Genomic DNA, 7,119 nt, shown 5'->3' with positions numbered 1-7,119 from the left:
TCTTATTAAAAAATAAAAGAACTATTTGTAATGGAAAAAAACATAAAAACTTAAAACTTTAAACATACAAGACTCAAAGACACAAAGCTTTAAAAAATAAAGGTTAAGAAAGATTGATTTTTTATATTGACCGAAAATTGGTTCATAATTATCTTCTTTATAACTTTCATATTCTTAGTGACTTAGAGTCTTTGTGGCAAAAATTCATGAATAGTGCAGGTTAATTAAATTAACCTGAATGTATGATAACTTGAAAACCATGATTGAAACTACACAGGTGGCGTCAGATTCTACAATGTTCAATTGAAAATGTAAAAAAAGGAGACCAAGATGTTAAGAAAACAAATATTCATACTTTATTGCTTATTCTTTTTTCTTGTTTTACTTATTGTAATTAGTTGTGCTCCGGACAACACTCAACAGCGTCCACAATTTTCTTTATCTACAGACGAAGCCTTCGATCCATCGACCATTGCGCCCTACAGTGGTGAGCACAACGATGTTTACTCCTACATTGACAACAATCTGGACGGACATCTGGCAAAGCTTCAGCGCTGGATTCGTCAGCCATCGATCAGCGCCCAGAACAACGGTATCCAGGAAATGGCGCGAATGGTAAAAAACGACCTTGCCGAGATGGGTTTTACCGAAACTGAAGTCGTAGCCACATCAGGACATCCAGGGGTGTGGGGCTACTATGACGCTGGAGCGGCTAAGACACTGATGATCTACATGATGTACGATGTCCAACCAGTAAATCCGGAAGATTGGGAATCACCGCCCTTTGCCGCCAACCTTGTAGAGAAGGACTTTGGTAAAGTGCTCATGGGACGAGGCGCGACCAACCAGAAGGGACCTGAGCGGGCATTTCTGAATGCTGTGGAGTCTATCATTGCTGTAACCGGTAGTTTAACCGGTAAACCTGATGGTTTTAGCAGAGGGTGAGGAAGAGTTGGGTTCGCCCAATTACCCGGAACTGGTCGACCATTTTGAGGAACGCCTGCGCACTGCCGACGGGGTTTTCTTTCCCTTTAATTCCCAAAGTTTAACCGGCGAAATCCGCCTGAGTATGGGAGTAAAAGGTATCCTCTATTTTGAAATGGAAGCTAAAGGCGGCGACTGGGGCGGTCCGACATATTCCGAGATTCATGGCTCTTACAAAGCGCTGGTGGATGCTCCTGTTTTGCGCTTGGCCCAGGCACTGGCGTCCATGACCACACCCGATGGCAATACAATCCTGATCGATGGCTATTACGATAACGTTCGCCCTCCCACAGAAGAAGAGCAGCGTCTCATCAATGGCGCGCTGAAAAATTGGGATGAAGCCGGGATCAAGAAGCTGCTCAATGTCGAAAAGTGGATTGATGGCATTAGCGGTGAAGAGGCGCTTCTGCGTTATCTGTACGAAGTGACACTCAATGTTGACGGCATCTGGGGCGGCTACACCGGAGAAGGTGTGAAGACCATCTTGCCGCATGTGGCTACTGCGAAGGTCGATTCCAGGTTGCCGCCAAACGTCGATCCGGATCATTCCCTGGAGCTGGTTCGGGCTCATCTCGACAAACACGGCTTCGCCGATATTGAATTACGGAAACTTTCCAGCTATCCTGCGGCTCAAACATCTGTTGAAGCACCCCTTGTGCAAGCAGCAATCAGCGTTTTTAATAAATGGCGCAGTACAAAAGAGATTTGGCCGCGACTGGCCGGAAGTGCGCCGTTCTACCAGTTTACGGAACGTCTCGGATTACCGCTGGTTTTTAACGGACTCGGCCATGGCTCTGGCGCCCATGCTCCAAACGAGTACATGGTTATCGAACCGGCGGAAGGTTCCAGTGTTGCCGGACTGGCGGAAATCGAGAAGAGTTATGTGGATTTGTTGTTTGCTTTGGCGGCGGCGCAGTAGTTGACTCCCGGGATGTGCATGTTGTTTGGCAATAAACTATTTATTATTCGTAACAAAAAAGAAATAAAATCACATTCGTGAATACATTTATGATAATCCTTTTAATTGGGATGAAGATTCATCCCGCTAGACAGACGATTTTGATTGGTTTGTTCCAGGATAATAAATCTAGGAATATCTCACCGGGTAAAGATAATCCTCGAAATTTGGAAATTTGATTGTAGAGGTGAATCACAATTCGGAAAGCTTGTAGCAAGCCTTAAGATTTGCTGTACTCAAGCGCTAGAAATTATATTTTGGAGGATCATTCAATTATTGAATAGACTTTGATGTAATGGGATAGAACGTTACTTTGTTTTAAGTCGAGGAGTGTAACTCCTCGACGAACTTAGTAGACGAGTTTTAAAGAGGAAGTAATGAGGCAGTCAATTGTTCATGTTGCTTTGCTCGTTAGGGATTACGATGAGGCAATTGAGTTTTATACCAAGAAACTTCATTTCACTTTGGTCGAGGACGCTTATCAACCCGAGCAAGATAAACGTTGGGTTGTAGTTTCTCCTCCCGGATCTAGCGGTACAACATTGTTGCTTGCCAGAGCTTCAAAACCTGAACAGGAAGCGTTTGTGGGAAATCAAGCAGGTGGAAGGGTTTTTCTATTTCTCCATACTGATTTCTGGCGTGACTATAATGAAATGGTTTCTGAGGAGATAAAATTTGTTAGAGATCCTAAGAAGGAGTCTTACGGTACGGTAGCTGTTTTCGAAGATTTATATGGCAATCTTTGGGATTTGCTAGAACTAAATAATGATCATCCCATTTTCAAACAAAACGTATAACCACCCAATCCAACCGGCTGCTAATGTGTTGCTGATATTAACAGGTAAATTCAATCAAACTAGGAGAAAAAATGACGAAGCGAATCATACTTTTTATCCTTTTGTTTTCATCATCCCTTTTTGCAAAAGACAGCAAACACGTTCCCACTATCGATGAACTCATCAAAGTGAAATCTGTGGGTTCGGTTAGAATTTCACCGGATGGAAATTTTGTGGCATATACGGTAAGAGGAGCTGATTTTGAGGAGAATGCCAATATTACCCACATCTGGTTGGCAAATGTTTCAAGCGGAGATACATTTCAATTAACGAGTGGAAAAAAATCGACATCCAATCCGAAGTGGTCGCCGGATTCAAAATGGCTGGCCTTTACCTCGAATCGCAGCAAGGACAAAAACCAAATTTTCGCGATTCGGCCCAATGGTGGGGAAGCGGTCCGTTTAACAGATTCCGAAAGCGGTGTTTCCAATTATGAATGGTCGTCGGATGGGGAAAAGATTGCTTTTACAGCAACCGAGCCTGAATCCAAATATGCAAAGGGAAGAAAAGATCATATGGGTGGATTTTCAGTGGTTCGTAAAGAATATAGCCATTCGCATTTATGGACATTTGAAATATCCGATGCTTTAAAAGAACCGGTTAAAGGAGATCAAAAGACCAATGGCAAAACCTTTAGTGTTGGCGGATTCTCGTGGTCTCCCGACGGAAATAAGATTGCCTTCAATGCTGCAGAGAATCCGGATCGTATCAATTTTTACACCACTGATATTTTTATCCTCGATTTAGTGGCAGATACCACTTACAAAATCGTATCAACTCCAGGACCCGATTGGAGCCCTAACTGGTCCCCCGATGGTAGTCAAATTCTGTATTCCACCTATTCAGGCAAAGAGTTGTATTACGCATATAATCGCAATTTTGCCATCATTCCGGCTGATGGTGGCAATCCAAAAATTGTCACAGCAAGATGTGTTAATGTACTCGAATTCCGGTCGCTAAGTATATAAAAACATAATTACTGTAACGTATTAAAATTGTACTTGTCAATATTATTAAACCTCCCCTACCCCCTCCTTAAACAAGGAGGGGAAATTCCTCCCCTTGATAAGGGAGGTTAGGAGGGGTAATTGAGAATAAACAAATGACTACAGCTTATAGCTCCGTTTAAAAATACGTCAGCGAATTTATGAAACAGACAACTAAGATTTCTTTAACAAATGGGTTGTCAGAAGTAAAATCTGTTGGATGGAATGTATGAACTTCAATAGCCGTATCTACCTGAAGGATGTAGGGAAAAAGCTTTTTGCTGTCTTCAAAACTATCGCCGCTAAAATCCGGAGAAACAATTGCCAAGTCAATATCGCTCCATTTATGCCCGTAACCTCTTGCAGCAGATCCGAAAAGGTAAACCTCTTGGAGACGAAGATCTTTTGCCGCTAGCTTAATTAATTAATCTTCGGATTGCTTTTTCAACATATTCTGTAATAGCCAATTGTATAAATCCCTAATTTTGTTAAAGTAGTATTCAGTAAACTCTGGTGTGCATTTTCGGTAAAATTTAAACTTATAATCTGGATATCGAGTTTTAATATTGAACTGATTAATCTCTAAAAGTAGAAGCTTTTGCTTTTGTTTTAGTGGAAATCTTGTTTGCTCGGCTAGCTTTGGAAGATTATGAATGAGTGGGACATTTTCACTCGGATTATCGTGAACGAAATGTGCCTTTAGCATTTTCTCAATGACCAAGTGCCCAAGAAACAACACCAGTCATATCGGCGATGTTTATATAGAGTCTCTGCCGATTCAAAATAATGGGCAGCAGACTTCAACCAGTAATCAATATGCTTTTTTAGTTCCATCTGACTAATAAATCATAATCCGTTCTGAGTTAAAATTACCTAAGAAAACATTCAAAAGCAAAACCAAATCGCAACGTGCAGTGATGTGGCATAACCTGGCCTGGTTCAACCATTATTTGTGGGGCGATGAATTACCGGATTTATGGGAGCCGGAATTGCCGGAGAAAGAAGGTGAGGATGAGAAAGGGGAAGGAAAATCGGTGATTAGAATTGCCTGGTGATGAGTAGGAAGCACCCCCTTCGATTTTGCTCAGAACACTGCTGAGACACACTGCCAAAAGGCAGTTACTCAGGATTCTACTCTTCTTTGAATAACCCGGGAATAAAAAGTATTATTAATTGTTTCACTATTTGAACAAATGCTCAAATAATAAAACAAGGTAACAAATGAAAGAGCTTACAACTGAAACATGTATACGACAACAAGTAGATATAGAGAAACTACTATCCCTCAGAAAGCAATTGCTACAGAAAGATGATCTGGATAAACTTGCTGATCTTTTGGATATGGCTGGAAATGCAACAAGATTAAAAATGTTGTTTCTTCTTATTCAAAGCGACGAGCTTTGCGTTTGTGACATGGCCGATATTATGGGAATGGGGGTATCAGCAATATCTCATCAACTCCGTAAATTACGCGATAGAGGAGTTATTCAACAGCGCCGGGAAGGACCAACTATTTATTATCAAATGACGTCAGGTATATTTAAAGATTTGTTGATAGAACTTTTTGAAATTGATGATTAATAGGAGACATGAATCATGAAAGACTCAATGATTAATAGCGGTACTATTGTTACTGGGATTCTTGCTTCGGCTTGTTGCATAGGGCCGTTGGTTCTTACTTTTCTTGGAATCGGAGGTGTAGCGTTTGCAATAGCCCTTGAACCCTACCGGCCTTTTTTCATCGGCATTACAGTGGTTTTTTTAGCTGTGGGATTTTTCTTCGCCTATCGACCTCAACGAGATGTTGAATGTGCGCCAGGGCAAGTTTGCCAGACACCACAGAGCCGACGAAACCAGCGCTTGATGTTATGGATCGTGGCGATCATGGCAATTATGCTCGTCGCATTTCCATACATTTTGCCCTATTTACCTTTATAAATGAAAATCTAAAACCAAAAAAAATAGACAATAACTAAAAGGAGAGTTTAATCATGAAACGGAATTTTATATTGGCATTTGTATTGCTCCCATTGTTAGCAGTATTCGGCTGCTCGAGTAAAAACGCCGAACTGGAGCTGACTGCAAAGGTTGATAACATCTCGACAAAAGTTATTACTTGTGACGTGGAAGGTATGACATGCACAGGCTGCGAAGTCAATGTAAAAATGGCAGTCAATAAGATCGATGGTGTAATAGAAGTCAAAGCCAGTTTTGCTGATGGCACAGCTGAAGTGACGGTAGATCCTGAAAAAGTGAGTGAGCAGGATGTAATTGACGCTATCAATAAAATGGGTTACAAGGCGAAAAAAGCTGATTCCGGAGGCTGATTCTATAAAACTACAAAATTAGAATTTAGGCATAATAATAAATATTTAATGCAATATTAAGGAAAATTCAATATGAAAGTCGAATTGATCTTCGATAGTGATTGTCCTAATGTAAATGAAGCCAGGTTACAATTACAACTTGCACACAAACAAACAGGGGTTGAACCGTCATGGATAGAATGGAATCGTGGAGACGAAAAAAGTCCAACCTATGTTAAAAAGTACGGTTCACCGACAATTTTAGTCAACGGGCAAGACGTCGCAGGAGCCATTGAATCGGATGGGGCTGATTGTTGCCGGCTTTACCTTGATGATGGAAAATTTAAAGGTGTTCCATCTGTGGAAGTCATTGTGAAAGCGTTTGTATTATGAAAATCAAAAAGGAGGTAAAATGTTAAGAAGAATTCTATTAAGCTTGATTAGCACAGCCTTATTGTTTCTAAGTCTTCCGCTCGTTTCTCAGGCACAGATACAAGAGGTACATATCGGTATAGCTGGCATGACCTGAGGTGGCTGAGCAAACAGGGTGCAGAATGCCCTAAAACGCCTGGAAGGCGTTCAAGATGTGGATGTAAGTTTAGAAGATCAGAATGCTTTAATTATCTTAAAACCAGGAGAAATTCTCAACCCGATGATACTTAGAGAAGCAGTGGAAAAAGCAAATTTCTCACCGCGGGATATTCATATTAAAGCCACCGGTGAGATTGTTGTCATCCCTGTGAAGGATACTGCCCAGGTTGCAGATTTAGCTTTTAAAATGCCCGATACCGGGCAGATATTCTTGCCGGTTTCACCGCCACCCAAAAAGGCGGACAAAGAAAAAGAACAAGCTGAAAAGATCGATTTGTTGCCCAAATTACGAGAGGCATTTAAGGCGGGTAAAAAGAATTTTATCATTTCAGGCCGGGTTAAAACTAACAAAGAAAACTCTTTGAGCCTTTTGGTAGAAGAGTTTGAAGTGACGCAAAAAAAATGAAACAAGAAGCAGCGTTATAGAAAAACAAATATAGTTAATGAATGAATTGATG

General features: G+C 41.1%; 11 protein-coding genes and 1 pseudogene. 9 read left to right on the top strand and 3 right to left on the bottom strand.

Annotation, left to right across the window (positions count from 1 at the left end):
- The first annotated feature begins 330 nt into the window (after positions 1–330).
- The 3 genes and pseudogenes from IIC38_10245 to IIC38_10235 all read left to right on the top strand — a co-directional run bounded on the left by IIC38_10245 (position 331) and on the right by IIC38_10235 (position 3,746).
- Positions 331–1,903, top strand: a pseudogene (locus IIC38_10245) (M20/M25/M40 family metallo-hydrolase).
- Between the two features lie 416 nt (positions 1,904–2,319).
- On the top strand, positions 2,320–2,739 hold the full coding sequence (locus tag IIC38_10240; protein ID MCH8126331.1) for a VOC family protein: 420 nt from the start codon (positions 2,320–2,322) through the stop codon (positions 2,737–2,739).
- Positions 2,740–2,810: 71 nt separating this feature from the next.
- Positions 2,811–3,746 (top strand): PD40 domain-containing protein, encoded by a 936-nt coding sequence (locus IIC38_10235; GenBank protein ID MCH8126330.1) that lies wholly within the window; start codon positions 2,811–2,813, stop codon positions 3,744–3,746.
- A gap of 157 nt (positions 3,747–3,903) precedes the next feature.
- On the opposite strand, the gene IIC38_10230 is transcribed toward IIC38_10235, so the two are convergent.
- The 3 genes from IIC38_10230 to IIC38_10220 are packed head-to-tail and all read right to left on the bottom strand — an operon-like array spanning position 3,904 to position 4,598.
- Positions 3,904–4,185 (bottom strand): nucleotidyltransferase domain-containing protein, encoded by a 282-nt coding sequence (locus tag IIC38_10230; GenBank protein MCH8126329.1) that lies wholly within the window; start codon positions 4,183–4,185, stop codon positions 3,904–3,906.
- Between the two features lie 3 nt (positions 4,186–4,188).
- Positions 4,189–4,470 (bottom strand): HEPN domain-containing protein, encoded by a 282-nt coding sequence (locus IIC38_10225; GenBank protein MCH8126328.1) that lies wholly within the window; start codon positions 4,468–4,470, stop codon positions 4,189–4,191.
- The gene (locus tag IIC38_10220; GenBank protein MCH8126327.1) at positions 4,464–4,598 is read right to left on the bottom strand and encodes a HEPN domain-containing protein; all 135 of its coding nucleotides are present in this window, start codon (positions 4,596–4,598) and stop codon (positions 4,464–4,466) included. Before IIC38_10220 ends, IIC38_10225 begins: the two co-directional genes overlap by 7 nt.
- A gap of 83 nt (positions 4,599–4,681) precedes the next feature.
- Here IIC38_10220 and IIC38_10215 point away from each other — a divergent pair, with 83 nt between their 5' ends.
- From IIC38_10215 to IIC38_10190, 6 genes are all read left to right on the top strand, one after another.
- Positions 4,682–4,819 carry a hypothetical protein gene (locus tag IIC38_10215; protein MCH8126326.1) on the top strand — a complete coding sequence of 46 codons (138 nt, stop codon included), beginning with the start codon at positions 4,682–4,684 and terminating at the stop codon, positions 4,817–4,819.
- A 166-nt stretch (positions 4,820–4,985) separates the two neighbouring features.
- A complete protein-coding gene (locus tag IIC38_10210; GenBank protein MCH8126325.1) occupies positions 4,986–5,345 on the top strand; it encodes a winged helix-turn-helix transcriptional regulator in 360 nt (119 codons plus the stop codon).
- 15 nt (positions 5,346–5,360) lie between these two features.
- The gene (locus IIC38_10205) at positions 5,361–5,702 is read left to right on the top strand and encodes a hypothetical protein (GenBank protein MCH8126324.1); all 342 of its coding nucleotides are present in this window, start codon (positions 5,361–5,363) and stop codon (positions 5,700–5,702) included.
- Between the two features lie 53 nt (positions 5,703–5,755).
- Positions 5,756–6,091, top strand: coding sequence for a heavy-metal-associated domain-containing protein (locus tag IIC38_10200; GenBank protein MCH8126323.1), 336 nt, complete (start codon positions 5,756–5,758; stop codon positions 6,089–6,091).
- Positions 6,092–6,163: 72 nt separating this feature from the next.
- A complete protein-coding gene (locus IIC38_10195) occupies positions 6,164–6,463 on the top strand; it encodes a hypothetical protein (GenBank protein MCH8126322.1) in 300 nt (99 codons plus the stop codon).
- 154 nt (positions 6,464–6,617) lie between these two features.
- On the top strand, positions 6,618–7,067 hold the full coding sequence (locus tag IIC38_10190; protein MCH8126321.1) for a heavy-metal-associated domain-containing protein: 450 nt from the start codon (positions 6,618–6,620) through the stop codon (positions 7,065–7,067).
- Positions 7,068–7,119 lie beyond the last annotated feature (52 nt).

It is taken from the genome of candidate division KSB1 bacterium (assembly GCA_022566355.1).
Classification (GTDB): Bacteria; Zhuqueibacterota; JdFR-76; order JdFR-76; family DREG01; genus JADFJB01.
The sequence above is the reverse complement of the archived record's forward strand: the minus strand, read 5'-3'. Positions and strand labels throughout refer to the sequence as shown.